Source organism: Paractinoplanes rhizophilus (assembly GCF_042664765.1).
Classification (GTDB): domain Bacteria; phylum Actinomycetota; class Actinomycetes; order Mycobacteriales; family Micromonosporaceae; genus Actinoplanes; species Actinoplanes rhizophilus.
On the sequence record NZ_JBHTBJ010000007.1, the window covers coordinates 144,639 to 169,443 of the forward strand.

At 72.4% G+C, this 24,805-nt stretch carries 20 protein-coding genes; 9 read left to right on the forward strand and 11 right to left on the reverse strand.

Going from position 1 to position 24,805, the window contains the following annotated elements; genetic code table 11:
- Positions 1 to 1,716 precede the first annotated feature (1,716 nt).
- The gene (locus ACFQS1_RS12865; protein WP_378967351.1) at positions 1,717 to 2,007 is read left to right on the forward strand and encodes a hypothetical protein; all 291 of its coding nucleotides are present in this window, start codon (positions 1,717 to 1,719) and stop codon (positions 2,005 to 2,007) included.
- A 520-nt stretch (positions 2,008 to 2,527) separates the two neighbouring features.
- Here the strand turns inward: ACFQS1_RS12865 and ACFQS1_RS12870 are convergent.
- The 4 genes from ACFQS1_RS12870 to ACFQS1_RS12885 are packed head-to-tail and all read right to left on the reverse strand — an operon-like array spanning position 2,528 to position 7,297.
- Positions 2,528 to 3,316 carry a class I SAM-dependent methyltransferase gene (locus tag ACFQS1_RS12870; protein ID WP_378967353.1) on the reverse strand — a complete coding sequence of 263 codons (789 nt, stop codon included), beginning with the start codon at positions 3,314 to 3,316 and terminating at the stop codon, positions 2,528 to 2,530.
- A 24-nt stretch (positions 3,317 to 3,340) separates the two neighbouring features.
- Entirely contained in the window at positions 3,341 to 4,708 is a 1,368-nt protein-coding gene (locus ACFQS1_RS12875) for a transaminase (RefSeq protein ID WP_378967355.1), read from the reverse strand.
- Between the two features lie 58 nt (positions 4,709 to 4,766).
- Complete coding sequence (locus ACFQS1_RS12880) at positions 4,767 to 5,714, reverse strand: nucleoside hydrolase (protein WP_378967357.1); 948 nt, start codon at positions 5,712 to 5,714, stop codon at positions 4,767 to 4,769.
- On the reverse strand, positions 5,648 to 7,297 hold the full coding sequence (locus ACFQS1_RS12885; protein ID WP_378967359.1) for an alkaline phosphatase family protein: 1,650 nt from the start codon (positions 7,295 to 7,297) through the stop codon (positions 5,648 to 5,650). The genes ACFQS1_RS12880 and ACFQS1_RS12885 overlap by 67 nt, the downstream gene beginning before the upstream one ends.
- Before the next feature lie 117 nt (positions 7,298 to 7,414).
- Here ACFQS1_RS12885 and ACFQS1_RS12890 point away from each other — a divergent pair, with 117 nt between their 5' ends.
- The 3 genes from ACFQS1_RS12890 (at position 7,415) to ACFQS1_RS12900 (ending at position 10,877) form a co-directional block, all read left to right on the forward strand.
- Entirely contained in the window at positions 7,415 to 9,772 is a 2,358-nt protein-coding gene (locus ACFQS1_RS12890; RefSeq protein ID WP_378967361.1) for a phosphoketolase family protein, read from the forward strand.
- A gap of 112 nt (positions 9,773 to 9,884) precedes the next feature.
- The gene (locus ACFQS1_RS12895) at positions 9,885 to 10,409 is read left to right on the forward strand and encodes a pyridoxamine 5'-phosphate oxidase family protein (RefSeq protein WP_378967363.1); all 525 of its coding nucleotides are present in this window, start codon (positions 9,885 to 9,887) and stop codon (positions 10,407 to 10,409) included.
- A gap of 78 nt (positions 10,410 to 10,487) precedes the next feature.
- The gene (locus ACFQS1_RS12900; protein WP_378967366.1) at positions 10,488 to 10,877 is read left to right on the forward strand and encodes a hypothetical protein; all 390 of its coding nucleotides are present in this window, start codon (positions 10,488 to 10,490) and stop codon (positions 10,875 to 10,877) included.
- Positions 10,878 to 10,967: 90 nt separating this feature from the next.
- On the opposite strand, the gene ACFQS1_RS12905 is transcribed toward ACFQS1_RS12900, so the two are convergent.
- Positions 10,968 to 11,951: an aldo/keto reductase gene (locus ACFQS1_RS12905; protein ID WP_378967368.1), complete on the reverse strand. Its 984-nt coding sequence runs from the start codon at positions 11,949 to 11,951 to the stop codon at positions 10,968 to 10,970.
- Positions 11,952 to 12,030: 79 nt separating this feature from the next.
- On the opposite strand from ACFQS1_RS12905, the gene ACFQS1_RS12910 reads away from it, so the two are divergent.
- Positions 12,031 to 12,906 (forward strand): LysR family transcriptional regulator, encoded by an 876-nt coding sequence (locus ACFQS1_RS12910; protein ID WP_378967370.1) that lies wholly within the window; start codon positions 12,031 to 12,033, stop codon positions 12,904 to 12,906.
- An 18-nt stretch (positions 12,907 to 12,924) separates the two neighbouring features.
- Here ACFQS1_RS12910 and ACFQS1_RS12915 read toward each other — a convergent pair whose 3' ends face one another.
- From ACFQS1_RS12915 to ACFQS1_RS12925, 3 genes are all read right to left on the reverse strand, one after another.
- Entirely contained in the window at positions 12,925 to 13,842 is a 918-nt protein-coding gene (locus ACFQS1_RS12915; protein ID WP_378967373.1) for a phosphotransferase family protein, read from the reverse strand.
- 81 nt (positions 13,843 to 13,923) lie between these two features.
- The gene (locus ACFQS1_RS12920; protein WP_378967375.1) at positions 13,924 to 14,712 is read right to left on the reverse strand and encodes a universal stress protein; all 789 of its coding nucleotides are present in this window, start codon (positions 14,710 to 14,712) and stop codon (positions 13,924 to 13,926) included.
- Positions 14,713 to 14,785: 73 nt separating this feature from the next.
- Positions 14,786 to 15,436, reverse strand: coding sequence for an isochorismatase family protein (locus ACFQS1_RS12925; RefSeq protein ID WP_378967377.1), 651 nt, complete (start codon positions 15,434 to 15,436; stop codon positions 14,786 to 14,788).
- 57 nt (positions 15,437 to 15,493) lie between these two features.
- On the opposite strand from ACFQS1_RS12925, the gene ACFQS1_RS12930 reads away from it, so the two are divergent.
- Both ACFQS1_RS12930 and ACFQS1_RS12935 read left to right on the forward strand, forming a co-directional pair.
- The gene (locus ACFQS1_RS12930; RefSeq protein WP_378967379.1) at positions 15,494 to 16,366 is read left to right on the forward strand and encodes a class I SAM-dependent methyltransferase; all 873 of its coding nucleotides are present in this window, start codon (positions 15,494 to 15,496) and stop codon (positions 16,364 to 16,366) included.
- Positions 16,366 to 16,920 carry a TetR/AcrR family transcriptional regulator gene (locus ACFQS1_RS12935; protein ID WP_378967381.1) on the forward strand — a complete coding sequence of 185 codons (555 nt, stop codon included), beginning with the start codon at positions 16,366 to 16,368 and terminating at the stop codon, positions 16,918 to 16,920. The genes ACFQS1_RS12930 and ACFQS1_RS12935 overlap by 1 nt, the downstream gene beginning before the upstream one ends.
- On the opposite strand, the gene ACFQS1_RS12940 is transcribed toward ACFQS1_RS12935, so the two are convergent.
- Positions 16,898 to 18,919 (reverse strand): ATP-binding response regulator, encoded by a 2,022-nt coding sequence (locus ACFQS1_RS12940; protein ID WP_378967384.1) that lies wholly within the window; start codon positions 18,917 to 18,919, stop codon positions 16,898 to 16,900. The two genes, ACFQS1_RS12935 and ACFQS1_RS12940, sit on opposite strands and share 23 nt — an antisense overlap.
- 69 nt (positions 18,920 to 18,988) lie before the next feature.
- On the opposite strand from ACFQS1_RS12940, the gene ACFQS1_RS12945 reads away from it, so the two are divergent.
- The gene (locus ACFQS1_RS12945) at positions 18,989 to 22,888 is read left to right on the forward strand and encodes a PAS domain-containing hybrid sensor histidine kinase/response regulator (protein WP_378967386.1); all 3,900 of its coding nucleotides are present in this window, start codon (positions 18,989 to 18,991) and stop codon (positions 22,886 to 22,888) included.
- Here ACFQS1_RS12945 and ACFQS1_RS12950 read toward each other — a convergent pair.
- Positions 22,843 to 23,226, reverse strand: a complete 384-nt coding sequence (locus tag ACFQS1_RS12950) for a molybdopterin-binding protein (protein WP_378967722.1) — start codon at positions 23,224 to 23,226, stop codon at positions 22,843 to 22,845. The genes ACFQS1_RS12945 and ACFQS1_RS12950 overlap by 46 nt on opposite strands.
- A 30-nt stretch (positions 23,227 to 23,256) precedes the next feature.
- A complete protein-coding gene (locus ACFQS1_RS12955) occupies positions 23,257 to 23,424 on the reverse strand; it encodes a hypothetical protein (protein ID WP_378967388.1) in 168 nt (55 codons plus the stop codon).
- Positions 23,425 to 23,867: 443 nt separating this feature from the next.
- Between ACFQS1_RS12955 and ACFQS1_RS12960 the strand changes: the two genes are divergently transcribed.
- Positions 23,868 to 24,248 (forward strand): hypothetical protein, encoded by a 381-nt coding sequence (locus ACFQS1_RS12960; protein WP_378967391.1) that lies wholly within the window; start codon positions 23,868 to 23,870, stop codon positions 24,246 to 24,248.
- Positions 24,249 to 24,805: the final 557 nt, after the last annotated feature.

Consider the following 24,805-nt stretch of genomic DNA (forward strand, 5'->3'; position numbering starts at 1 on the left):
GGGCCGGCGACAAGATCCAGCGCGGCGTGCTGACCCAGCGCTGACCAGGCCGCTCGCCATGGTCGCGGTGGCGGCGATACTCGGCGCCGCGAGCGATGCGGCGGTCGCCGGGACGACGCGGGCCGCGCCACGCACGGCGCTCCCGGATGTCCCGCCCGGCCACTGCCTCGCCCGCCGCGTTCTGCAGATGAGAAGGCGCGCGGCCTGACCTCGACGGCAATTGTCACCGCCGCCGAGGAATGGCCGATATGCTGGCACGTGACGCTACGACGGAGGTGACCTTTCCCCTTTTCCTTTGTCGTCAGATCGAGTCGGCTCTTCTGTTTCCTCGCAGTCCGATCCGCGTTTATCAGGGCTGTTCTCCGGCGCGCCGGCACACCTCCAACAGCGAGCGCGCGGCAGCGCCGGAACTCCTCGACCAGGGCCTTCCACCGGGCGGGCACAGTCCGGTGGGCGGACCGGTTCGGCCGGGTGTGCCGGCTGGTCCGGCTGTGCCGGCTGGTCCGGCTGGGCCGGGTGTGCCGGCTGGTCCGGCTGGGCCGGGTGTGCCGGCTGGTCCGGCTGGGCCGGGTGTGCCGGGTGTGCCGGGTGTGCCGGCTGGGTCGGGTGTGCGGGTTGGGCCCGGCGTGCCGACGCGAGCGGGGCAGGATCTGGTGCTCGACGGGCCGGCTCGGCGGGCGGTGCCGTTGCGGCCTGGGGCCCGGCAGCGATCGGTTGGCTGCCGGCCGGGGATCGGTCATCTGCGGCCGGGACCGCCCGCCCAGCCGTTGCCGACGGCCGCCGTGGCAACAGCCAGATCAGCGGCGGGACGGACTCGGCGCCATCATGCAAGCCCAACTGCGCGCACTCGGGGGAGCAGCCCCGAGCCCGGCACAACGCCCACGCATGACGCCGGGCAAGGCCGAACCGCCGGCGACGCGCATGGTCACGACGAAACTCCTCCTTCTCCGGCGAATAGTTACGCGCTCGGGTGCGATCCCGGAGAGCAGCAATCGCCGAAGGGGTGAACAACTGCAACTGCCGGTATCGCATGAAACAGATTCTTCCGTACGCCGCACAGCATTAGCCAAGGAAGGATCATGCCAATCCCAGAAATCGCCGGCGGCGCATCGAGACAATTAATTGCCGAAGCAAATGGGGCAACCGCTCGTGCCTCAGAAAATGCGCGCCATCTGGCTGCGGTGCGCGCCTCGGACGCGGCCGACGGGGCACACCGGCCGCCCGGGCGGGCTTATCGTCTTCGATGGAGGGTGGGCGGGCGCGGCGACGGGGAGGCAGATCATGGGCGACAGGGCGGGGCGGGTTCACTCGGCGCGCGGTGCTGGCCGGCTCGGCCGCCTCGGCGGGCGGTCTGGTGACCATGGCGGACGCCGGCGCCGCGGCCGGCGGACGGTCCGGCCTCCGTTTTCGCTCACCCGGCCGGCGGGCACGTACCGCAGCGCCGGCCGCGCCTTCGTGATCGTCGCCCCCCGTCGGATCTGAGCTCGGGCGCCGATGGGGTACGTCCCCCTCCGCCCGCAGCCCATGCAGGGGCGAAGGTGCGCGCATGGTGCGGCGTTCGGTTCGCTAGCAGGACGAACAGCCAACTGTCCCAGCTGTCCAGTAGCAAAGGTTAACCGCCTTACGCGTACGCGTTACGGGGAACCAAATCCGTCTGGGGCAGCTGGGACAGCTACCGATATACATGTACGGAACTACGCAACGTTAGGTGGTCACATGATCATCCCGCAGGGATATCCGCTGTGGGTCGTGCACGGCCGCGGCCACAACCTCCCCGAGGCGGCACCCGTTGTCGCGTGGTCGGTCGGCGACGGCAACAGCAAACCGCACCCGTGGCCGGTCACGGCGTGCTGCGGCACGCTTGACACCGACGACATCAGCAGCTATCTCGACACCGAGGCGGCGGTCGCCGACTTCCGGCGGAGCATGGCCAGGGCGCAGCGCGACGAGCAGTTGCGCCGTGAGGCGGATCGACCGGAGATCTATCCGCCCGGAGCGTACGAATGAGCGAGGCATGGGAGGGCGGGAGCGATACCCGTTGGCGGAGATTCCGCGTGACCATCCTCGAGCGTGACCGCTGGACGTGCACCCTTTGCGATACAAGGGTGCACCCGCGCGCAACGCAGGTGGATCACATCTCCGCCTCATCAGGGGCGGTTCGAAGTACGACGCAAGCAACTGCGGGCTGCATGCGCGCACTGCAACGCGCGCGGCGATCGTGAGCAGGCGCTGCAGCCGTTGGCGTTGCCGCCATCGATGTGGTGATGGCGCGGCGCGCGGTCGCCGCCGATAAGTTCAATGACCGTGACCGGCCCACCACCCGCGTGCGGCTACCCGGACACGGCGCCTGGGCCGGCTTCCCCGACTCCCTGGACTCCCGCGCCCATCAGGTGATCGACATCTACGCTGACGCCATCCGGCGCCGATCTGGGAGAGGCGCACCGGCGCCCTCGACCACACCGTGGCCGCCTACGGCCGTCGCGAGCCTGCCCGGTGCAGGCGTGCCCGGCCAGGCGGCGCCGGGCCGTCAGTTCCGGAGTGGTTTGACGGCGCGGGTCGCGAAGTAGCCGGGCAGCCAGCCCGCGGTGGCGTCCGAGTGATGCGGCGCCTCCTCGAACCCGGTGATGACGAAGCCCGCGGCGAGCTGGCCGCCGAGCTGCTCGGCCATGCTGTGGCTGTACTCCAGCGGCGCGTCCGCGCCGAACAGCCGCTCGCGTTCCGCGGCCGGCACGTGCGTGACATCGCTGTACGGCAGCCGGTGCCGGACCACCAGCTCGCCGCGCTGGTCCAGCGCCTCGTGGTCGAACAGGTAGACGTCCGGGTTGAGGAAGCCGCACAGCAGCGTCCCGCCCGGTCGCAGCACCCGGAAGGTCTCCCGCCACACCGGGGCGAGCTCGGGGACGAACAGGTTCGAGACCGGGTTGAAGACGAGGTCGAACGACGAGTCGGCGAACGCGGACAGGTCGCGCATGTCGCCGAGCACCGTTCGCAGCGGCACGTTGTCCCGCCGGGCTACCAGGTCGTCCTGCTCGAGCTGGCGCGGCGAGTTGTCCAGCACGGTGACCCGGGCGCCGGCCGCGGCGAGCGTCGGCCCCTGCTGGCCGCCGCCGGAGGCCAGGCACAGCACGTCGGCGCCGGTCAGCTCGGCGGGGAACCAGGAACGGTCCACGGGCCGGTGGCCGATGAGCACGACCGACCAGTCACCGGCCCGCGCCCGGGCGACGGTCTCGGCGGAGATCGGCCGCGACCACTCGTTGCCCTGGTCGACCTGCCGGTCCCAGGCGAGGCGGTTGTGGGCCACCGGATCAACGCTCATCCGCCCACGCTATCCGGTGCCCGGTCAGCCGAGCAGCGCGGTGAGGGCGGCGCCGAAGACCTCGTGGTGTCGGTCGACATCGTCCACTGTGGTGGCCGGGGACATCAGCGCCATGTTGTGGAAGGGCGTCAGCAGGATGCCGCGGTTCGCCAGGTAGAGATGCAGGAAGTCCTCGAGCGGAGGGTCGGCCGACGCGGCCGACGAAGTGCCGTCGACCGGGGCGGGATTCGCGAAGCGGTACTCGACCCGCGCCCCGAGCTGCGACACCGACCAGGGCAGGCCGTGCCCCTCGATGAGCTTGCCGACGCCGTCCGCGAAAGCGGCGGCGGTGTCGATCATGCGCGCGAAGGCGTCGTCGGTGAGGACCTCGGTGAGCGTGGCGCGGGTGGCGGCCATCGAGACCGGGTTGCCGGCCAGGGTGCCGCCGACGCCGCCCATGTCGACCAGATCGAGGTCGGCCCGGCCCAGCAGCGAGTCGGCGAGCTCGGCCGACAACCCGTACGCGCCGACCGGAATGCCGCCCCCGATGGCCTTGCCGATCGTCAGCACATCGGGTTGCAGCCCCCAGGCGGCGGTTGCGCCGCCGGGACCGGCCGAGAACGTGTGCGTCTCGTCGTTGATCAGGTAGGTGCCGTGCTTGCGGGTGAGCGAACGGACGCCGGCCAGGTATCCGGGCGCGGGCAGGACGATGCCGATGTTGGTGAGCGCCGGCTCCATCAGCACCGCCGCGACGTCGCCGTGCGCCAGCTCGCGCTCGAGCCCGGCCAGGTCGTTGAACTCGGCCACGCGCGAGGTCGTCGTGACGTCGGTGGGCGCGCCGACGTTGCCCGCGCGGCTCACGCCGTGCCCGTCCGGACCCACCACGATCAGCGACTCGTCGACCGAGCCGTGGTAGCAGTAGCTGTTCACGAGGATCTTGGGACGGCCGGACACCGCGCGCAGCAGGCGGATGGCCCAGCGGTTGGCGTCGGTCGCGGTCAGGGCGAAGCTCCAGTACGGCAGGCCGAAGCGCCGGGCCAGGTCGGCGCCCACTACGGCGGCGTCCTCGGTGGGCAGCATGGTGCTGGCGCCGCCCAGCTCGGCCAGCCGGCGGGTGACCGCCTCGACGACCGGCGCCGGGGAATGGCCGGCCATCGCGCCGGTGTCGCCCAGGCAGAAGTCGACGTACTCGTGGCCGTCGAGGTCGGTCACCCGGGCGCCGCGGGCCCGGTCCACGTACAGGGGGAAGCCGCCGGCGGTCTTGTTCATCCAGGTCATCGGGACGCGGCCGAAAAGATGACCGGCATTCGCGTACGCGGCCGCGGAGCGTGGATGCCGCTGCTCGTAGGTGGCCCGCTCCCGCGCGGCGAGGGCGGCCAGGCGGGCGCGATCGACTCCGGAATCCGTCGGCATGGCGCGACGCTACCAACGATCCCGGCATCCGGGGAGGGGGCGGGCGACTGATTCCGTGTCAGGCCAGGCCCAGGATGCGGCGCAGGATGACCGGGCCGGCGGGCCGGTCGAGCGCGAGCACCGCCCGTACCGAAGAAGGCGCCGACGCGTCCTCACTCAGCGCTCCCTCGAGATCGACCCGCAGCGCCAGCTGCGGCGCGTCGGACGGCGTCAGCTCGCCCACCGCGACCCCGGCCGCGACCGCGTCGTGCACCGGGACCTCGCGCACGCCCAGCTCGGGCTCGTAGAAGTCGAAGTAGGTGGAGAGCATGTCGGCCACCGCCTCGTGCAGCAGGGTGCCGCCGGCCCGCAGCGCCGCCTGGTCGGCGACGGACAGCCGGTGCTGCATGGTGACGTCGAGCGGGACCAGCGTGACCGGCCAGCCGGCGCCCAGCACGGCGGCCGCGGCGGCCGGATCGTCGTGGATGTTGGCCTCGGAGCGCGGCGTGACGTTGCCCGGGATGCGCACCGCCCCACCCATCACCGTCACGCTTGCCACCATGCCCGATATTTCCGGCATCTCGCTCAAAGCCTGCGCGACGTTGGTGCACGGGCCGGTGATCAGGATGTGCAGCTCGCCGGAGTGCGCCCGGGCGAGGTCTTTGAGCAGCTCCACCGCGGACCGGGGATCGGCCGCGCCGCCGGAAGGCAGCACCACCCCGCCGACCCCGTTGTCGCCGTGCACGGTCGCGGCGCCCCGGCCGAAGGCCCCTTCGCCGATCGCCACGGGAATATCCGATTTGTCGGCGAGCTGAAGGAGGCCGAGCGTGTTGCGCGCCGCCTGCACGGCGGAGGTGTTGCCGTTGCAGGTCCCGATGCCGACGAGATCGACCGGCGAGGCCAGCAGGTAGGCGAGGGCGACCGCGTCGTCCACGCCCGTGTCGCAGTCGAGATAGAGCTTCAGGACGCCGCCGCCTTCGTGCCGAACGCCTGGAAGAACCGATCGCGGAACGCGTTCATCGGCCACACCGGCGTATCACCCAGGGGCCGCAGCCCCTCCGCCCACTGCCAGTCGGTGATCCGCTCCAGGACGGCCGCGTCCTTCGTCACGATCGTGATCGGGACGTCGTGGCTCGCGCCCGCGCCCGAGGCGATCGGCGACGGCTGGTGGTCGCCCAGGAACACCATCACCAGGTTGTCGTCACCATACTTCGCGATCCAGTTCACCAGCGACGTCACCGAGTAGACGATCGACTTCCCATACTCCGGGCGCACCTGTTTCGGGTCGGCCCACAACGCTTTCGGCTTCTTGCCGCCGGCCACCATGGACTGGTAGACCGAGCCGTCCCCGATGGAGTCCCAGTCGTCGAGGTAGTCCGGGATCGGCGCCCACGGCGTGTGGCTGGACACCAGCGGCATCTCGACCATCAGGCGCTGGCGGTCCGGCTTCCGGTACTCGACGGTGTTGAGCTGCTTGAGCGTGTACTGGTCGGGCATCGGCGCCCAGCTGAACTTGGGGCCGTTGTACCCCAGGTTCCGCGAGTCCCATACCTGGTCGTACCCGTAGAAGTTGCCCTCCGGCCACGCCCGCGTGGCCCCCGGCATGACGCTGACCGTGCGCCAGTCGCCGGTGCGGAACGCCCTGGTCAGCGTCAGCCGGTCGCTGGAGACCAGGTTCCGGTAGCGCTGCTGGTTGTTGATCCACAGCCCGGACTCGAAGGTGGCGTGCGCGAGCCAGGAGCCGCCGCCGAACGTGGGCGAGGTCAGCCAGCCGCTGCGCGCCGCGAAACCTTTCCGGGTGAGCAACTGACCGCCCCGGTCGAGGGCGGGGTTGACGATCGGGGCGAGCGACGGGTGCTCGATGGCGCTGCGGCCGTAGCTCTCGACGAACGCGAAAACCACGTCTTTGTCTTTCAGGGCGGTCAGCATCTGGTCGGCGGGCACATTCGCGTACGCGTCCTGCTTGACCTCTTTCTTGAACTCCGCCTCGTCTCGCAGCCCCGCCTTTGCCTGGTGCGCGCGGTCCCAGGCATACGTGGCGGTGCTCCGGGCCGCGATCGGCACCGCCCCGGTGACCGACATGCCGAACGCGAAGGTGACCGCCCAGGCCACCGCCACCCCGCCGGCCGCGTAGAGCGAGCGCCGCTGATGATTGCCGACCAGGCGGCCGACCCGCAGCACCGCCCACGTGGTCAGCGACAGCACGCCGGCCACCAGCGCGAGGATGCCGATCACCGCGCCGATCGCGGCGCCCTTGCCGTAGGAGTCGACGACGAAGCTGTACGCGTCGTCGAACAGCACCCAGTCGAGGACCGGGTCGAACGGCCGGTTCAGCTCCTCGAAGAACCCCATGTCCAGGCATTTCTCGATCACCAACAGACCCAGGAGTACGCCGAGCGCGGTCCCCACGATGCGCCGGGCCCTCGGGGGCACCAGGAGCAGGGCGATCAGGAAGGCGCCCTCCACCGGGATGCGCAGGAAACCCAGCGGGGTCAGGCGCTGCACGACGTTCGGGAAGATCAACGCGGCGAAGACGACGACGCCGGCGACAACGGTAAGGGAGCGGCCTACCGCTTTCCTGTTCAGGTGGAGCTGCACGGTGTGGGACACGGATCCCGGTGGGCAACGGTTCAAGAGTTATCCACCAGGCCGAAAGACTCTTACCTCGCGGGTACCTGGGCATCGTAGGTTGGTCCTAGCCGAAGACGACCGCGAAAGGACATCGCCGTGAGTCTCGATCTCGCCCGCACCCTGGCGGAGCCCGACCAGGACGACCTGGACCGGCTCGACGCCTGGTGGCGAGCCGCGAACTACCTGACCATCGGCCAGATCTACCTGCAGGCCAACCCGCTGCTGCGCGAGCCGCTCGCCGCCGAGCACATCAAGCCGCGGCTGCTGGGGCATTGGGGCACCAGCCCCGGCCTCTCGTTCATCTACGCGCACGTCTCCCGGCTGATCCGGCACACCGGGCAGCAGGCGATCTACCTGGCCGGCCCCGGCCACGGCGGCCCCGCGCTGGTGGCGGCGGGCTATCTCGAGGGCACCTACACCGAGGTCTACCCCAAGGTCACCCAGGACCAGGCGGGGATGTACCGGTTGTTCCGCCAGTTCTCCAGCCCCGGCGGCATCCCCAGCCACGTCTCGGTGACCACGCCCGGCTCCATCCACGAGGGCGGCGAGCTGGGCTACGTGCTGGTCCACGCGTTCGGCTCAGTGATGGACAACCCCGACCTGCTCACCGTCGCGGTGGTCGGCGACGGCGAGGCCGAGACCGGCCCACTGGAGGGCTCGTGGAAGGGCATCTCGTTCCTCAACCCGGCCCGCGACGGCGCGGTCCTGCCGATCCTGCACCTCAACGACGCCAAGATCTCCGGGCCGACCGTGCTCGGCCGCAAGGACCCAGCGCTGGTCCGGGCGATCCTGCAGGGCCACGGCTACCACGTGATCGAGGTCGAGGGGCACGACCTGCCCGGCATGCACCACCGGTTCGCGGCCGCGCTGGCCGACGCCTATCAGCGGATCCAGAACAAGAAGGCCGGCGGCGACGAGGCCTGGCCGATGATCATCCTGCGGTCGCCGAAGGGCTGGACCGGCCCGCACGAGGTCGACGGGGTGCTGGTCGAGGGCACGTGGCGCTCGCATCAGGTGCCGCTGTCCGGGGTCCGCGACAACCCGGCCCACCTGCGCATGCTGGAGGAGTGGCTGAAGTCGTACCGGCCGGAGGAGCTGTTCGACGACGCCGGCGCGCCGATCGCGCTGATCCGCGAGCAGGCTCCGGCCGGCGACCTGCGGATGAGCGCGTCGCCGCACGCCAACGGCGGGCTGCTCACCCGCGACCTCGACATGCCCGACTTCCGCGACTACCAGATCGAGGTCAAGGCGCCGGGCACCGAGCGGGCCGAGTCGACCCGCAAGCTCGGCGAGCTGATGCGCGACATCTACCGCTCCAGCCCCGACCGGTTCCGGCTGTTCTGCCCCGACGAGACCAACAGCAACCGGCTCGGCGCGGTGTTCGAGGCCACCGACCGGGCGTTCATGGAGCCGCTGATCGAGGGCGACGTGTCCATCGGACCGGACGGCCGGGTGATGGAGGTGCTGTCCGAGCACAACTGCCATGGCTGGCTCGAGGGATACACGCTGACCGGCCGGCACGGCCTGTTCGCGACGTACGAGGCGTTCGCCATGGTCAGCGCGTCGCAGACGGTGCAGCACGGCAAGTGGCTGCAGGAGGCCGACCACCTGCCCTGGCGGGCCAAGGTGCCGAGCCTGAACATCCTGCTGACCTCGACCGCCTGGCGCAACGACCACAACGGCTTCTCGCACCAGGGCCCGGGCCTGATCCAGGTGGTGCTCAACCAGCGCGGCACGGTGGCCCGGGTGTATCTCCCGCCGGATGCGAACTGCCTGCTGTCGGTGGCCGACCACTGCCTGCGGTCCCGGTCGTACGTCAACCTGATCGTCCAGGACAAGCAGCCGCAACTTCAGTACCTGACGATGGACGAGGCGATCGAGCACTGCGCCCGCGGCGCGAGCGTCTGGGAGTGGGCCGGCACCGACGACGGCAGCACCGACCCCGACATCGTGCTGGCCTGCGCCGGCGACATCGTCACCATGGAGACCGTCGCGGCCGCGCAGATCCTGCGCGAGCGTCTGCCCGGGTTCCGGGTGCGGGTGGTCAACGTGGTCGACCTGATGACGCTGATCCGGCCCAAGGACCATCCGCACGGCATGAGCGAGACCCTGTTCACCGAGCTGTTCACCGACACGGTCGACGTGGTCTTCGCCTTCCACGGCTACCCCGGCGCGATCCACCAGCTGATGCACGGCCGCCCCGACGCCGACCGGTTCCGGGTGCGCGGCTTCATCGAGCAGGGCACCACTACGACCCCGTTCGACATGACGGTCCGCAACCGGGCGTCGCGGTACCACCTGGTCATGGACGCGATCAACAATGCCAGGCGCCTGCCGCGCGGCGCGGCGGAGCTCAAGTCCTGGTGCGAGTCGCAGTTGGCCAGGCACGAAACCTACGTCGTCGAACACCTGGAGGACATGCCCGAGGTGAGGGATTGGTCGCTCTCGTCATAAGACCTCTTTGATACGGGCCCGTGGATGCCGGTCGGCGATCGGGGGTGTTCGTTGGGCGCTCGGCCGTCCAGCGGGCGGTGACCACACGCGCAGGCCGGACTACGTTGTGGTCATGCTGGAGAACGCCGAAGAGATCGCCGCGCTGCAGCTTCTGCTCGATCGGTCGCACGCGGGGGCCACCAACCATCTGCGCAACATCGTGCACGCCGGCCGGACCCTCACCGCCGAGGACCTGGCCGCGCTGCTCACCGGCATGAAGGTGCTCAGCCTCGCCACCGTGACCGCCCGCGGCGAGCCGCGGATCAGCGCGCTGGACGGCCACTTCCTCCACGCCACCTGGACCTTCAGCACCTCGGGCACGGCCGCCAAGGCCCGCCACCTGGAACGCCGGCCGGCCGTCAGCGTGGCGCACATCGACGGCGAGGAGCTGGCGGTGTTCAGCCACGGCCGCGCCGAACAGATGCACCCCGGCGACGACGACTGGAAGGAGACCCTCGAACACTGGACCGACCACTACGACTCGTCGCCGCTGAGCTGGGGCGAGGACGTCCGCATGTACCGGCTGCGCCCGCACTGGATGGTCGGCTACGCCTGCGACCGCCTCGAGGTCCTCTCCCGGCGTGGCGTCACACCCTGACCGCGGCGCTTCCGCACGGATCAAACGCCGGTGATCGATGATATGGTCCGCTCGCCTTGTTGATCTGGGGGAGCGCGGATGGCGGAGCGGGTCGACCTGCTGGTGCCGGCCGAGGTGGCGCCTCGGCTGTCCATGTCGGACGGTGCGGTGGGCGTGGCCGCCCTGCGCGGTGGCGTGCTCTACGTCCGGGACGTCCCGGCGGCCGTCGCCGAGGAGTGGATCGCGCAGAATCCGGGCGTCCGGTCGGTGCGGCGGCGGCCCGCGGTGCGACTTTTCCGGCCGCGCGTTTACACGTACGCGTCAGTGGTTTGCCTGATCGCGGCCGTGCAGGTGGTGATCGTGCTGGCGGTGGACGGCGCGGAGAATCTGCTCTGGCTGTGGCTGACCGCGCCGGTGGTGCTCGCGGCGGCCGGGATCACGCTCGCCTGCAAGTCGATCCCGTTCGAGCACGTGCGGTTCCCCTCATGAGCCGCGTGTCTCGTTCCCTTTGTAGGCCGCGCGTCTCGTTCCCTTCGTGAGCCGCTCCGATTCCCTCGTGAGCCGCGTGTCCGGTTCTCCTCATGAGGTTTGCGGCGACCGGGTCGTTCCGTGCGCCGCGAAGGAACGCCGATCTCCGGTCCACGCCGCCCGGGGCGCGGCCCTCTCCAGGGCTGCCCGATCCGCCGCCGAGAGGACGATCTCCGCGGCCGCGGCGTTCTCGACGACCCGGGCCCGGTTGCGGGTGCCCGGGATCGGCACCACGTCCGGCCCGCGCGCCAGCAGCCACGCCAGCGCCAGCTGCCCGGCGGAAACTTTCCGCTCCGCGGCGAGCCGGGTCAGCTCCGCGACCAGCGCGAGGTTGCGGTCGAGCGCCGCACCCGTGAACCGGGGATCCGCCGCCCGGAAGTCGCCCGCCTCGAACGGGCCCGACGGCAACTTTCCGGTGAGCAGCCCCCGGCCGAGCGGGCTGTAGGGCACCAGCCCCGCGCCGGCCTCGCGCGCCGCCGGCACCACGTCGTCCTCCGGCTCCCGCCACGACAACGACCATTCGAACTCGACCGCCGCGATCGGATGCACCGCCGCCGCCGCGCGAAGTTGCGCCGGGCTCACTTCGGACAGCCCGAGGAACCGCACCTTCCCCTCCGCGACGAGCGCCGCCATCGCCCCCACCGTCTCCTCGATCGGCACGGCGGGATCGACCCGGTGCAGGTAGTACAGGTCGATCACGTCGACCCCGAGCCGCCGGAGCGATGCCTCGCAGTACCCCCGCACGCGATCCGGATGCGCGTCCAGCCGCACGCCACTTTCGCCGCGCACGATGCCGAATTTCGTCGCCAGAACCACGTCGTCGCGCCGGTCGGCGATCGCGCGCCCGACCAGCCGCTCGTTGTGCCCCGACCCGTAGCTCATCGCCGTGTCCAGCAGCGTCACGCCCGCGTCGAGCGCCGCGCGGATCGCCGCCACCGACGCGTCGTCGTCCGCCGGCCCATAGGCCTGGGACAGCCCCATGCACCCGAAGCCCACCGCCGAGCACGTCAACCCACCGAGATTTCGCAGTTCCATGCCCACCAGCCTCACCGCCGCGTCGCGCCCGGTCCAAATGCGTTTCGCGTACGCATTCAGCGCGGTGCACGATGAATCCGTGGAATTACGGCAGCTGGAAACTTTCGCGGCGGTCGCCCGCCAGGGCGGCTTCACCCGGGCCGCCGAGCACCTGCGGCTGGCCCAGTCGGCCGTCTCCGCGCAGGTGCGCGCCCTGGAGGCCGAGCTCGGGGTGCCACTGTTCACCCGCACCACCCGCCGGGTGACCCTCACCGAGGCCGGCGAGCTGCTGCTGTCCCGCCACGACCGCATCCAGGCCGAGCTGGCCGCGGCCCGCACCGATCTGACCGACCTGACCGCCGTCCTGCGCGGCCGGGTGACCCTCGGCGCCACCGCGGTCCTGGGCTCGTTCTCGCTGCCCCGGGCGCTGGCGTCGTTCCACGACCGGTACCCCGGCGTGGACCTCTCGCTGCGCTCCGGCCTGATCGCCGGCCTCCTGGCGGCCCTGGACGCCGGCGAGACCGACCTGGTGGTGGGCCCCCGCCACGCCGACCTGCCGGCGCGTTTCGCGGCCCGCCGCCTCGCCGCCGAGCACGTGGTGCTGGCCCTCCCGCCGGGCCACCCGCCGGTCACGTCGCTGGCCGGGCTGCGCGACGAGCCGTTCGTCTGCCTGCCGGTCGGCTCCGGCCTGCACCAGATCCTGCTGGAGGCGGCTCGCCGGGCGGGCTTCGTCCCGCGCGTGCCGTTCGAGACCCACAGCGCTGCCAGCATCCGCGACCTGGTCGCCGCCGGCCTGGGGGTGGCGATCCTGGCCCGCTCGGCCGCGGTGGCGCCCGGCCCGCCGATCGCGATCCACGCGCCGCAGCCCGCCATCCCGCACCCGCCGAACGCCGTCATCCACCGCCGGGACCGCCCCCTGTCGCCGGCCGCCGGGGCGTGCCGCCGCCACCTGATCGAGCGGGCGCGGACAACCTGAGCACGACCGGCCGGCGGCTCAGCCCTCGAGGTGGCCGCGGAGGTAGCCGAGCGCGTCCTCGGCGTCCCCGCCCGGCCCGTGCGGGCGGCTGAGGTCCCGGGCGTAGGCGGCGACATCGGCGAGCGTCCACCTGAGCTGGTAGAACGCGAGCGCGGCCGGCGAGACGCGATGCCCGGTGGCGTCGGCGTAGCGGGCCAGGGCGGCGTCGCCGGCATCGAGGCCGGGGGCGAAGGGATCGCCGGTGAGCAGCCAGAGGTCGCGCTCGGGCGGCGCGAGCCGCACGGTGTCCCAGTCGATCAGCCGGGGCCCGGACGCGGTCCGCAGGATGTTGCCGGGGTGCGGCTCGCCGTGCGTCACCACCCGGGCGGGCCCGAATCCGGCGGCGAGGTCCGCCAGCCGGGCCAGCCATCCTTCGATCTTGGCGGCGTGGGTGGCGAGCAGATCCTGCGCCGCGGCGGCGTACGGCCCGGCCGCCCACCGGTCGCCGGTGGGTGCGGCCCGCAGGAAGTCGCCGCCCGGCGGCCGCAGGTCGGACGGCGGCGCGGCGGCGGCGACAACCGGGGTGGCGCGGTGCAGGGCGACCAGCATGTCGACGACGCGGTCGCGGTCGGCCGGATGCGGCCCGAAGCTGCCGGCCTCGCCGTCGACCAGGGGAAAGACCGAGAGGTTGGGCCCGCTCGGCAGTGACCACAACGGCGATCCGCCGTGGCCCGGCTCCGCCGCCACGACGAAGCTCAGCCCGGCGTCCCGGCGCAGCGCCCGCGCGGTGCGCAGGGCGCGTTCCAACGGGCCGGACTCGTCGGCGGTGACCGTGAGGAACCACCTGCCGTCGACCGTCCAGTGATACCCGCCGGCCCCGACCGGCAGGTAGGCGATCTTCCGTGCCTCGATGTCCCAGCCCGCTTTCAGGGCCACGACGAGATCGGAGTCGCTCACGCCCGCCGGCTTGTCCCGCACAATGCCGGATTCTGTCGCCCCGGCCCGCGCCGTTCCACCGGATTTTCGCCCGGCCGCCGCTCAGCGGGCGATCAGTACCGGGCAGTCGGCGCGGCGCAGCAGCCCGGTGCCGATGGCGCCCAGCATGACCCCCTCGTAGCCGTGGCGCCGGGGGCCCACCACGACCAGCTGGGCCCGTTCGCAGCGCTGGACCAGCACCCGGTCGGGGCGGCCGGGAGCGTACTCGTGCTCGGCCGGGACCGACGGATATCTCGAGCGCCAGGGATCCAGGTGGGGGTCGAGGCCGGCGCCGAGAGCCTCCTCGCCGAGGGCGGCCCGGCCGTCGCCGTTCGGCTGGGCCGTGACCGCCAGCAGGGCAGCCCGGCGCAGCGCGGCCTCCTCGAAGGCGCGGCCGATGATCGTCGCCGCGGTGGGGCCGTCGTCGACGCCGACCACCACCGGGCCGTCGGCGGGGTGGCCGCGGACCACCACGACCGACGCCTTGGCGTGGGTGGCGACCTGGCTGCCGACCGAGCCGAGGGGCTGGCCGGGCAGCGTGCCCCGGCGGCGGTCGCCGACCACCAGCAACGCGGCCTCCTCGGCGGCGTGCAGCAGGAGCGGGGCGGCGTACCCGGGCAGGGCCACCCCTTTCACGTCCACGTCGGGGGCGACCGTGCGGGCCTGGACCACGGCGTCGTGGACGACGGCGGCCGCGCCGTCGTCGCCGTGCTGATGCGGATCCCGGCGCTGGTAGGCGGCGAGCACCCGTAGCTCCGCCCCGCGGAGCAGGGCCTCGGCCGCGGCCCAGCGGACCGCCGCGGTCGAGCCGGCGGAACCGTCGGCGCCTACCACTATGCGCAGCTTGACCATGGCCGCCTCCTCAGTAGCCGGCACTGCCAGCGTTGCTCGCCGCGGCGGCGGTTGGCAACACCGATTCGGCGCGTCACGTCAGAAGTTCGAGCACCTCGCCGGTGGTGCGGACGTCGCCGTACGTCCGGTAGATCGTGTAGAGGGTGGCGTTGTGGTCCTCGTCGCGGCGGGCGGCGTTCGCGTCGGCGACCATCACGACGCGGTAGCCGAGGGTGGCCGCGTCGCGGGCCGACGCCTCGCAGCAGACGTTGGTGACCGTGCCGGTGACGATGACGTTCTCGATGCCGCGGGCCTCGAGCAGCCCGGGCAGCGGGGACAGGCCGGGGAAGAAGGCGCTGGTGGCGAACTTCTCGACGATCAGGTCGGCGTCGTCCACCTCGAACTCGTGCCACAACCGGTCGCGCGGCGCGCCCTCGCCGCCGCTGAGCCGGAACACCTCGGCCTGCTCGGCGCCGTAGAACTCGGTGCGCACCGCGGACGGCTCGGGTACGCCGGGCAGGACCCAGGCGACGGTGCCGCCGAGCGCGCGCAGCGAGGCGGCGAGCCGGGCGATGTTGGGCACGATGGCCCGGACGTAGCCGTTCTCCTCGGCGAAGAACGGCACCATGTCGACCACCACCAGGGCGGTCGCCGCCGGAGCGAGCCGGGTGTAGGCGTGCCGCCGCCCGCGCCGCTGTTCCTGCCGCCGGTACTCGCGATCCTCGATCCGCCACGCATGCGTCATGCCGGCATCCAACCACGCCGCCTAGAAAATGGGCGCTCGTTCATTTAGGCTGACGGCATGCGGAACAGGGCGAGCCGGACCGCCGAGCAGGTGGCGCTGTTCCGCGCGCTGGAGACGGCGCGCGGTCGTGACCGGGTCTTCGACGATCCGCTGGCGGTCCGGTTCCTGCGCGGCGGCTACCGCGGCCTGGCCCGGGCCGCGCACATCCGGGTGGTGGGGCGAGGGCTGGAGAAATACATCGACCGCCGGTGGCCCGGCCCGCGCCCGAGCGCCGTGGCCCGCACCCGCCTCATCGACGACCTGGTGACCGGCGCGCTGGCGCACGGCGCGCGGCAGGTGCTGCTTCTCGGCGCCGGGTACGACAGCCGGGCCTATCGGTTGCCCGGCATCGAGCGGGTGGCGGTCTTCGAGGCCGACCACCCGGCCACCCAGGCGGTGAAGCGGCGGCTCGTGCGCGGCGCCGTCCGCCCCGAGCGGCGGCGCCACGTCCACTACGTGCCGGTCGACCTGCTCACCGAAGATCTCGGCGCGGTGCTTCTCGGGGCCGGCTTCGGGGCGCTCGAGCCGACCGTGGTGGTCTGGGAGGGCGTGACCAACTACCTGACCGAGGCCGCCGTCGACGGCACGCTCCGGCGTCTCGCTTCGCTCACCGCCACCGGGAGCAGGCTCATTTTCACGTACGTCGACCGCCGTGCCCTGCGCGGGGAGATCCCCGTCGCCGAGAGCTGGCATCGGGCCGTGCGCCGCCAGGGCGAGCCGTGGACGTTCGGCTTCGACCCGGCCGCGCTCCCCGGCTATCTGGCCGAGCGCGACATGCGCCTCGCCCTCGACCTGTCCACCCGCGACGCCGCCGACCGCTACCTGCAGCCGCTGGGCCGCGCCGAGAACGCCGCGTCCTTCTACCGCGTCGCCGAGGCGGAGATCCAGTAATGCCGAAGGTCAGCGAGGCCCATCTCGCCGCCCGCCGCCGCCAGATCCTCGACGCGGCCGCCGCCTGCTTCGCCCGGGACGGCTTCCACCGCACCAGCATGCAGGACATCGTCCGGGCGTCCGGGATCAGCGCCGGCCTGGTCTACCGCTACTTCGCCGGCAAGGACGACATGATCGCGGCCATCGTCACCGAGTGGCACGACCAGCGGCAGGTCTTCGCGACCGGCACGGTCGGCGAGCGGGCCGCGGCCTACCTCGACTACCTGCGCGAGGTCGGCCGCGCGGAAACCGCCGAGCGCAACCGGCTGGGCGTGCAGATCTGGGCCGAGGCGGTGCGCAACGAGCGCATCCGCGACCTGTCCCGGCGCAACGTCGACGATCCGCGGGCGGCGGTCGCGCAGGCGCTGGGCAGGGCGGACGCCGACGGGCTCGCCCGGGTGCTGATCGCGATCTACCAGGGCCTGGTCCTGCAGACCACGTGGGACGAGACGCTGGACAACGAGGCGTACGTGCGGGCCGTCGAGGGGTTGATCAGCGCACTAACGCGGCCTTGAGCGCGGCGGTCAGCTCGGCGCTGGAGAACGGCTTGGCCAGGATCGTGCGGCCCGGCTCCAGCGAGCGGCCGGCGTCGTCGATCAGCGCCTCGGCGTACCCGGAGATGAAGATGACCTTGGTGTCGGGGTACTCCTCCTGGAACCGGTGCGCCAGTTGCCGGCCGTCCATGCCGGGCATCATCACGTCGGTGACCAGGCAGTGGATCGGCCCGTGGTGCCGCTCGGCGACCTCCAGGGCCTCCTCGCCGTCGGCGGCGGTCAGCACCTGGTACCCGGCCTTGCCGATGAACCGCGCGGTCACGTCGCGCAGATCGTCCTCGTCGTCGACCAGCAGCACGGTCAGCCCGCCCTCGGGCTCCGGCGCGGGCGGCTCCGGCGGCGGGGCCGGGCCGGCCGTGACCGCCGCGGCGCCCGGCTTGGCCGGCAGGCTGATCAGCACGGTGGTGCCCTTGCCCGGCTCCGAGCTCAGCGTGATCTGCCCGCCGGCCTGGGTGACGACCCCGTGCGCCGTGGCCAGCCCCAGCCCGGCCGTGCGGCTGCCGGGCTTGGTGGAGAAGAACGGCTCGAAGGCGCGCGCCAGCACCTCGGGCGGCATGCCACGCCCGTCGTCGGCGACGCTGATCGTGGCCTGGCCCGCGGCCGACCGGCCGCTGGTCACGGTGATCGTCCCGCCGTCCGGCATGGCGTCGCGCGCATTCTGGACGAGCAGATGCAGCAGCCGCTCGAGCAGCCGGGGGTCGATCGTCACCGGCGGCACGTCGCCCGGCCGCAGGTCGACCTTGATCTGCGGGCCGGCCGCTTCGCCCAGCGCCCCGGCGGCATCGGCGAGGAACGCGTCCACGTCCACCGTCACCGGCCGGCTGATCTCGCGCCGGCCGAACGCGAGCAGCTGCTCGGTCAGCTTCTTGGCGCGCTCGCCGCCCTTGGTGACCTGCTCGAGGTCGCCCAGCAGCGCGGACCCGGTGGCCGGCGCCATCCGGCCCGCGTCGACCTCGTCGGTGATCTGCTCGATCGCCAGGGTCAGGAAGCCCAGCATCGCGCCGAGGAGGTTGTTGAAGTCGTGTGCCATCCCGCCGGCCATCCGGCGCAGGCTGTCCAGCCGCTCGGCGTCGCGGCGGCGGGCCTCCTCCTGCCGCTGCCGCATCTCGCGCCCGGCCCGCTCCTCGGCCGCCACCACGTCCGTCATGTCGTCGACCATGACCACCGCGCCGGACAGGTCGGCCTCGGCGTCGCGGATCGGGCGCAGGTGCACGCGCAGCCAGCGGTCGTCGCCGTCGGCGCGGGCGAACCGGTTGCGGTACCGGTGCTCGCCGGCGTCGGCCGCGCCGGTCCGGACGATCTCGAGCGCCCCGGTGTGGGTGGCCGGGTCGAGGCAGGCCAGCCAGCCGCGGTCGAGCAGCCGGTCGGCGGGCCGGCCGGTGATCTCGGTGAGGCGGGGGTTCACGTACGTGGCCCGGCCGCGCTCGTCGACCAGGACGATCCCGACGGGGGAGGAGGCGGCCATCGCCTCGAACCGGCGCTCGGTGTGCCGCAGCGCCCGCACCTTCTCGAGCAGCTTGGCGTTGATGGCCCGGGCGTGCACGGCGGCGAACTCGTCGGCCGGCCGCGGGGCGATGTCGACCGGGCCGTTGCGCAGCGCCACGTCCACCGCCTCGAGCAGCTCGCGCGGATCGGCGCTGCGCAGCACCACCTGCGAGACGCCGCACGCCTCGGCGATCGGCCGGGTCTCGGGCTCCAGGTAGTTGGCGGTGTAGAAGATCACCGGAGCGTGCGCGGCCTGCTCGTCGGGCGCGGAGCGCAGCCGGTGGACCAGCTCGAGGCCGTCGATGCCGGGCATGAGCACGTCGGAGACGACGACATCGGGATGGCGGCTCTGGGCGAGGGCGAGCGCGTCGGCGCCGTCGCAGGCCTCGATCACCTCGTGCCCGCGGTAGCCGAGCAGCATGGCCATCAGCTCCCGGTTGGCCGCCACGTCGTCCACCACGAGCACTGTCGCCACGACATGCCTCCTCCGCCTCTCCTCAAAATTACCGCCCAAAATCCGGCCCGAAAGTGATATTCCGGATATATGTCATCGTCGCCGGCGGCCGGCGAGCGAGGCCGCCGCCGCTTCGTGGCCGCGGCGCCGGCGCTGGCCGCGCTCGTGGCGCTGGTGCTCGCCGGCGGGCTGGCCGCCGCCGGGGCCGAGGCCGGCTGGTACGGCCCGCGAGGGGAGGCGGCCCTGATCGTCGTGGCCGGTGCGGTGTGCGCCACCCTGGCCGGACTGGCCACGGGGATCCGCCGGGCCCGGCGGGCGGCGGCCGGCCCCGCCGCCCGGGCCGAGCCCGACCGGCACACCCAGGCCGAGACCATCCTGCGGCACACTCCCACCGCGTTCTTCGTCAAGGGCGTCGACGGCCGGTACCAGATGGCCAGCGCCGCGTTCGAGCGGGCGCAGGGCATCCCCGTCGGCACGGCGGCCGGGCGTCTCGACCGCGAGGTGTACAGCCCGGAGCGGCTGGCCGGGATCGCCCACCGGGACCGCCTCGTCGTCGCGGCCGACGGCCCGCTCGTGTTCGAGGACGAGCTGCCCGGCGAGCACGGCGCCCGGACGTTCGTCAGCACGTTCTTCGCGCTGCGGGAGGACGGCGGCGAGGCGTACGCGATCTGCGGGGTGACCAATGAGATCACCCAGTTGCGAGTCGCGGAGAGCAAGTTCAAGGCCCTGCTGGACGCCTCGCCGGAGGCGATGCTCTGCGTCGGCGCGGACGGCTCGATCCTGCTGGCCAACGCCCGCGCGGTGGAGGTCTTCCGCTATCGCCGGGAGCAGCTGGTCGGCATGAACGTGGACGACCTCGTGCCGGCCCCGCTGCGCGAACGCCACGCCCGCCACCGGCGCGAGTACGTGGCCAACCCGACGCCCCGGCCGATGGGCGAGGACATGCGGCTCACCGCGAAGTGCGGCGACGGCACCGAGTGCCCGGTCGAGATCAGCCTCTCGGCGATCGAGGGCGAGGCCGGCACGATCGTCTTCGCCACCGTGCAGGACATCACCGACCGGCTCGCCCAGGCCCAGTCGGACGCGCAGCTCGCCGGCATCGTCGCCGCCTCCAGCGACGCGATCGTCAGCAAGACGCTCGACGGCACGATCCTCACCTGGAACCCGGGCGCGGCGCGGCTCTACGGCTACACCGCCGAGGAGATGATCGGCCGGGACGTCACCGTGATCCTGCCCTTCGACCGGCCGGACGAGGAGAAGCGGCTGCTGGCCCGGGTCCGGGCCGGCGAGCTGGTCAAGCACCACGAGACCCGGCGGGTGCGGCAGGACGGCAGCACCATCTACGTCTCGCTGAGCATGGCGCCGATCCGCGAGCCGGACGGCCGGATCGTCGGGGCCTCGACGATCTCGCACGACATCACCGCCGAGGTGCAGGCCGAGCGGCGGCTGCGGTTCGAGCGCGAGCAGTTCCAGATGATCATGACGGCGGCCAGCGACCCGTTCGTCAGCATGGATTACCGCGGGCTGATCACCGAGTGGAACCGGCAGGCCGAGCAGGTCTTCGGCTGGACCCGCGAGCAGGTGCTCGGCCGGCACGTGGTCGACACCATCATGCCGCGCCGCTACGCCGCCGCGCTCGACCGGGTGCTCGAGGGCCGCTGGGACTGGCTGCTCGACCGGCCGACCGAGATGGGCGCGGTCACCGCCGGCGGCCGGGAGCTGCCGATCGAGCTGACCATGTGGCGGATCCGGCGCGACGGCCCGTCCACGTTCCACGCGTTCGCCCGCGACATCAGCGCCCGGCGGCAGACCGAGCAGGCCCTCGCCCAGGCCCGCGACCAGGCGGTGGAGACCGCCCGGCTCAAGTCGCAGTTCCTCGCCTCGATGAGCCACGAGATCCGGACGCCGATGAACGGCGTGATCGGCCTGAGCGGGCTGCTGCTCGGCACCGACCTGCAGGAGACCCAGCGGCGGTACGCGCAGGGCATCAACACCGCCGGCGTCGCCCTGCTCTCGGTGATCAACGATGTGCTCGACTTCTCCAAGCTGGAGGCCGGCAAGGTCGTCCTGGAACGGGCGAACTTCGAGGTCTGGCGGCTGATCGACGAGGTGGTCGGCCTGGTCGCCGACGCGTCCGGCGCCAAGGAGCTGACCGTGTCGGCGCGCTGCGACCCCAGCCTGGCCGCGCCGGTCAGCGGCGACGCCGGCAAGCTGCGCCAGGTGCTGCTCAACCTGGTCGGCAACGCGGTCAAGTTCACCGCCGGCGGCACCGTGTCGGTCACCGCGCGCCCGGCCGGCGGCCCCGTCCCGGGCGGCGTCGGCCCGGGTCGCGGCGGCTCGGAGCGCGCCGGCTCGGAGGGCGGCGGCTCGGAGGGCGGCGGCTCGGAGGGCGGCGGCTCGGAGGGCGCCGGCTCGGAGGGCGGCGGCTCGGAGGGCGCCGGCTCGGAGGGCGGCGGCTCGGAGGGCGGCGGCTCGGAGGGCGCCGGCTCGGAAGGTGCTGGCCCGGGCGGCGCCGTCCTGGTGCGCTTCGAGGTCGCCGACACCGGCATCGGCATCGACGCCGATCAGCAGGCCGGGCTGTTCGAGCCGTTCATCCAGGCCGACGCGGGCACGACCCGCCGCTTCGGCGGGACCGGGCTGGGGCTGGCGATCAGCCGGGAGCTGGTGACCGTGCTCGGCGGCGAGATCGGGCTGGTCAGCGCGGCCGGCCGGGGCAGCACGTTCTGGTTCACCGTGCCGCTGTGGCCGGCCCTCGCCGGCGACTCGCCGCCCCGGCACGCGCTGGGCGGGCTTCGCGTGCTGGTGCTGGCCGGAGAGGACACCGCCGCGCTCCGCGACCAGCTCTCCGCGTGGGTGATGGAGACCACGGCGGTCCCCGACGAGGCGGCGGCGGTGGGCGCGCTCACCGCGGCGGCAGAGGGCGGCCGGCCGTACGATGTCGTGATCCTCGACCGGGTGGACCTGCCCGCCGTCGTCGTCGCCGACCCAGCGATACCCACCCCCAAGCTGATCCTCGTCGGCGGCGAGCCGGCGCCGCCGGGCCGGGCCCGGTCGGCCGGCTGCAACGCGGTGCTCACCCGGCCGGTCCGGCAGTCGCAGCTGTACGACGCGCTGGTCGGCATGTTCGCCGGGCCGGCCGAGGACCGGGCGCTGCGCACCACCGCCGAGGCGCCGTCCGGGCGCGGGCACGTGCTGCTGGTCGAGGACAACGACATCAACCAGACGGTGGCGCTGGGGATCCTGGCCAACCTCGGGTACAGCGCGGACGTGGCCACCGACGGGCGGCAGGCGGTGGCGATGGCCGCCGCCCAGCACTACCAGGCGATCTTCATGGACTGCCTGATGCCGGAGATGGACGGGTACGAGGCGACGGCCGCGATCCGGCAGGCCGAGGGGCCGGGCGAGCACGTGCCGATCATCGCGATGACCGCGGGCGCCCTGCCCGAGGACCGGTCGCGCTGCCTGGCGGCCGGGATGGACGACCACCTGGCGAAGCCGCTGATGCCCGCCGGCCTGGCGGCCGTGCTGGCGAAGTGGGCGCCCTTCCCGGCGCGTCCGCCCACCGTGCGGGACCAGATCGAGCAGCGGCTCGAGCTGCTGCGCGGCGCCGGGGCGGCGCTCGGCCCGGCCGAGCTCGGCGACCTGCTGCGGCGGCTCGGCGCGCACGCGCCCGGCCACGTCGAACAGATCCACCAGGCGATGGCGCTCGAGGACGCCGGGCGGCTGCGCCACGAGGCCCACCAGCTCAAGGGGGTGGCGGCCAACCTCGGCGCGTCCGAGCTGGCCGAGGTCTGCGAGCGGCTGGAGCGGGCGGCCGGCGGCGGCGACCTGGAGGCGGCGATCAAACCGCTCTCCCGGCTGCGGCCATGCGTCCAGGAGATGCTGGCGGCGGTCGACGCCATCCTGGCCGGCCAGGCGGACGCCGATCCGCGTGGCGGCGCCGGTCAGGCGGCGGTGACCGGCAGCCGGACAACGGCGTCGAACAGGTAGCCGAGGGTGTTGTAGCGGGCCACGTCCGGCTGGGTGTTGCCGCGTACGTCGGTGGCCCGGGCCATCAGCTCGTGGGCGCCGGCGGCGGGCGTCCAGCCGATCTCCCAGCGCTGCCAGGGCCCGCCGGACGGGCCGGTGGCGCGGGCGCGCCGCCAGCTCGTCCCGCCGTCGGTGCTGACCTCGACGTGCCGGATCGGGCCGGCGGCCGACCAGGAGCGGCCGGTGAGCGTGGTGCGCCGGCCGGCTCGCAGGACGGCCCAGGCGTCCAGCTCGAACGCGCTCTGGACGACCTGGCGGTCGAACGGCTGCCCCTCGGGCCGGGGAGCCGGGCCGAACAGCCGGTAGAACTGGGTGGACTAGAGCCAAGATCACAATGGCGGTGAGTCCAACCGTCCTGACGTGCCAAAACCTTCGGCGTTGATCCACAGCTTGAGCGATGTCGATCGGCTTGCGGTCACGAGGGTCACCGCATCGTCTGATCGGCGTGTCGCCGGGTCCAGATTAGCCGCCAACGCCGCGTCGGGCAGCAGCGTCACGGGTCCAGTGATGGCCGTCTGCGGGAGGCGCACCCGCTGCGGGGGAGTTCTTCGGCGTCCAGGCTCCGTTATACCATCGAGTCTATCGGATATAGGGGCTATATGCCACGGCGTGCAATCATCGATGCCTATGTCGAGCACGAGTCGCCCGCCAGCTGCACCGCTCGACCAGCCTGACGGTGGGGACCGCCCGGCACACCAGCCGTGGGCAGGCCGCAGTGTGGCTCGAGCAGGGCGGGACCGGACATGTGGGTGGGGGTACAGGCCGCGCATGTGACCTCGGTGACTGTGGAGATCAGCCTTCAGGATGTGGTGAACCTGCGGGCTGCATTGGACCTGCTGCTTGAGCGAGAAACCAGGGGTAGGCCGGCGTCAACTTCCTCGTTCAGTCACGAACGTGAATGCTCGATAATGGTTTACTGCGACAGCGGGCGGGAGAAGCTGTGACTCAGAAACAGGTATACGAGGTGCCTGAGCAGGTGCTTTCGGCGATGTTGATCGGCGTTGAGACCGACACCGTGCAAAGCCTGGTCGACAACTGGAAGCCGGGCAAAGCCGCGCATCCCGGTGATCCGTTCGGAAGGGTCTTCCTGTGGCTGTGGCGGACCGACTCGCACCGAGCGGTGACGCTGTTCAATGACGTTGTGCGTCGGGTCCGACGTACCAAGCAGAGCCCAGCAAGGGAGTTCACCTCGGATGATCTGCTCCACGGACTCTCGTTCGCCACGCAGGGGATGACCGACTCGGAGGCGCAGATGGTCTCAGACCAGGTACGGGCCGATGCGGCAGCAAGGCTCAGCGAAGGTCCGGAATGGCCGCGCTGAATCTGGTGCCGGAATCGGTTCAGAAAATGGCAAAGACCCCGCCTATCCCCGAGCGCTGACGGGCGCTCCGGGATAGGCGGGGTCTTTCTGTACGCCGGTAGGCGCGCGGCTGGGGAGGCGTCCTGCGGCGCGTTGTTCGCCACAACTCCCACTTGACCTCGGCCGCACCACATCGGACGGTCATGCCATTCGACTACTGTCCGCAGTGCGGCGCTGGCAAGGTTCGGCGCGCAACCAGCAGGCCAGTTGACTGATGCGGGGACGCAGCCGCCCAGTCACCGTGGAGGACTACCGTTTCGTCCGCGAACTACGCGCCCAGCGCCTGAGCCGCGAACGCCATCGGCCATCAAGCCGTCGTGGCGAGGGCGCAATGACCACGAAGGAATGCCCAGGCTGCACAACTCGGCCGAGGTGCGGGTCGGGCCACGCCCGCGTTTCCGCGGGCACGAGGAGGCGCATGCATGGTTCACCCACGCTAACGGCGGACCCGGGTGGTTGGAGTTCGGCGTCGCGTACAAGACATCCTTGACCGTGTATCTGACGCCCAGAATGCGATC